Annotated in this window: 3 protein-coding genes; 2 read left to right on the forward strand and 1 reads right to left on the reverse strand. The window is 47.4% G+C overall.

Annotation, left to right across the window (positions count from 1 at the left end; all coding sequences use genetic code 11):
* Positions 1–1,095: MBOAT family O-acyltransferase (locus tag ACJMLT_RS06480; protein WP_405728306.1), on the forward strand; the 1,095-nt coding region annotated here is incomplete at its 5' end.
* 1 nt (position 1,096) lies between these two features.
* Positions 1,097–2,134 (forward strand): hypothetical protein, encoded by a 1,038-nt coding sequence (locus ACJMLT_RS06485; RefSeq protein WP_405728309.1) that lies wholly within the window; start codon positions 1,097–1,099, stop codon positions 2,132–2,134.
* A gap of 36 nt (positions 2,135–2,170) precedes the next feature.
* Here the strand turns inward: ACJMLT_RS06485 and ACJMLT_RS06490 are convergent, their stop codons facing one another.
* Complete coding sequence (locus ACJMLT_RS06490) at positions 2,171–2,680, reverse strand: hypothetical protein (protein WP_405728312.1); 510 nt, start codon at positions 2,678–2,680, stop codon at positions 2,171–2,173.
* Between the last annotated feature and the right edge of the window lie 235 nt (positions 2,681–2,915).

Genomic DNA, 2,915 nt, shown 5'->3' on the forward strand with positions numbered 1-2,915 from the left:
CAGGAGCCGGAAAGAAATTTCTGCAAACTGGCATTGTTCATTTCCTTCTTCCCCCAGATCGTGCAGGGGCCTATCGGCCGTTTTGGCACACTGGCGGAGCAGCTCTTCCGCCCCAACGAATTTTCTTATACCCGCATCAAATTCGGCGTACAGCTGATGCTGTGGGGGGCTTTTAAGAAAATGGTCATTGCGGACAGAGCGGCAATTCTGGTAGATAATGCCTTTGGTTTCCCCGAAACCTTCGGCGGTACTTATGTAGCCGTGGCGGCGTTGGTTTATGCCATCCAGATCTACGGCGACTTTTCCGGCGGTATCGACATTGCCACCGGTGCGGCACAGATCTTCGGTGTAACGCTGGATAAAAACTTTGAAAGACCTTATCTGGCAACCTCCATCCCCGATTACTGGCGCAGATGGCATATCACACTGGGCGCATGGTTCCGTGACTATGTGTTCTATCCTCTGTCCCTGTCCAAGTTCTTCTCCAGACTGGGCAAGAGATGCAGAAGCCTCTTGGGCAATTACATCGGCAAACTGATTCCTGTACTGATTCCTCAGTTTATCATTTTCTTCCTCATCGGTATCTGGCATGGGGCGGAATGGAAATATATCGCCTTTGGTTGTTATAACGGTACGCTCATCGTTCTGGGCATCCTGTTTGAACAGCCCCTGCAGAAACTGGTGAAAAAACTGGGCATCCGTACGGAATGTATCAGCTGGCGGATCTTTCAGGTACTGCGCACTTTGGTTCTGGTGGCCATCGGTAAAATCATTACCCGTGCCCCCGGTGTCAGTGCGGCAAAATATATGATCACGTCCATGTTTGCAAATTGGGATATGACTCCCATTCTGGATGGTGGTCTCCTGACCATGGGTCTGGATGTGAAAGACCTGTGGGTACTGCTCCTGTCCTGTCTGGTGCTGCTTTGCGTCAGCCTGATGCAGGAAAGCGGCATCAAAGTGAGAGAAGCCTTGGCGAAGCAGAATCTGTACTTCCGCTGGGTCATCTATCTTTGCGCCCTGTTCTCCCTGATCCTCTTTGGCGTCTATGGTCTGAACTATGACGCCGCCGACTTTATTTACAGGGGGTTCTGATATGGATAAGAAAGAGTGTTTGAAAATTATGACAAGATGTATCGCTTTCGTGGTGGTGTTCTCCATGCTGTTCGGCAATGCCACAGACCTGCTGATGCGCCACGATGACGAATCCAACGAAATACATGCTTTTTACAGCGAACCCAAGGATACCATTGATGTGCTGTATGTGGGCAGTAGTCCTCTGTTAAGAGGGGTTTCTCCCATGGTGATGTGGGAGGAACATGGCTTTACGGGCTATGTCCGTGCATCCGCCCTGCAGGCGCCTGCGGTTTCTTATGGTTTGCTGGCGGAAAGCCTGAAATACCAGAGCCCCGAACTGGTGGTTCTTCTCTGTGATAACATTTTCCTCGACTATGATTATGCGGAACGAGAAGGGGACCTGAGACGTGGTCTGGATGGGATGAAGATGTCCAAATACAAACTGGATATCATCCGTGAGGTCACAGCGGCGGACGAAAGACAGTCCATGTTGTCCTATGCCTTCCCGCTGATGCGTTATCATGACCGCTGGAAAGAGATCGATCTGGCGGAAGACGAACCGACACCTCTTCTGGAACATTCCTTCAAGAAGGGGAATGTGTATCTGAGAGATATTGCACCTCAGGTATATCCCGAAAACTTCATGGAACCTACAGGGGAAGCGGCACCTGTCTTCAACGCCGATGCCAAGGGATACATTGAAAAATCCATTGCCCTGTGCAAGGAAAAGGATATCCCCGTTGTGTTGCTGCATCTGCCCAAAATGGCGTGGAGCTATGAACAGAGCATGGCTGTGGAGGAATTTGCAAAGGAAAACGGTGCGGTATACCTCGACCTTGACAGAGAAGAATACAGAAGCCAGCTGGGCTTAGACCCCGCTGTGGATTATTACGATCAGGGGCACATGAACCTGACCGGCGTGATGAAGGTTTCCGACTGGCTGGGGGACTGGCTGGATGCAAACTATGACCTGCCCGATCACAGAAACGAGCCTGCCATCAGCGAAAACTGGAACACAGATTTGGCACAATATAAAGAAAAAACAGGATTACAATAAAAACAGGGTGTTCCCGTCTGGGGACACCCTTCATTTTTATTTTGTATTGATTTCTGTGAATGTATCCTCTTTGATAGAATAGAGAATGGTGGAAGACTGGTCTGGGCCGTAGGTCACTTCAAATAGGATTTTATCGTCCTCGATAGAGATAATGTTGTCTTCTGTTTCAAAGTTCCATTTTTTGTCGGAAAGAACATCCAGCGTGAGCAGGGGATGGTAAATATGGAGGGAAGACTGATCCCAGAGGGCGATATGGTACAAAGTATGCTTCATATTTTCTGTCATTTCCATATTTTCCTGAGAGGGCAGTGTGCGGACTTCCGCACTGGGATAGGAAATATGAGAGGTTTCTGCAACAACTTTATATTTGATATAAAAATCTGCGATTTTTCCGTCTTTTCCATCCGCATAATAGGAACGGAGCGTTCCGACAGGGTCTTTTTCGGGCAGACCGATAGCAGAACAGGCGGAACAAAAACCTATGATGATGCAGAACAGCAAAAGAGAGATGTTTTTTTTATAGGAAAACAGCATTTTTTTCTTCATGCGGAAGGCCCCCTTTTTCCGGAATGTCTTATCTATAAAATAGCATAAAACAGCCGAATATAATAGGATTTAAGAAATTCGTAAGAATTTTTTTGCAGATGAAATATGCCGAAAGACAGGAATCTGATACAATATAGAAAAAGGTGAAGTGATAAGGAAACTGTAATTTATGGGGGCGTGCGTATGAAAAAATTAAATCTGCTCACATATGGGGTATTTTTTGTCTTTGTACTGG

Source organism: Anaerotignum sp. (assembly GCF_045122575.1).
Lineage (GTDB): Bacteria > Bacillota > Clostridia > Lachnospirales > Anaerotignaceae > Anaerotignum_A.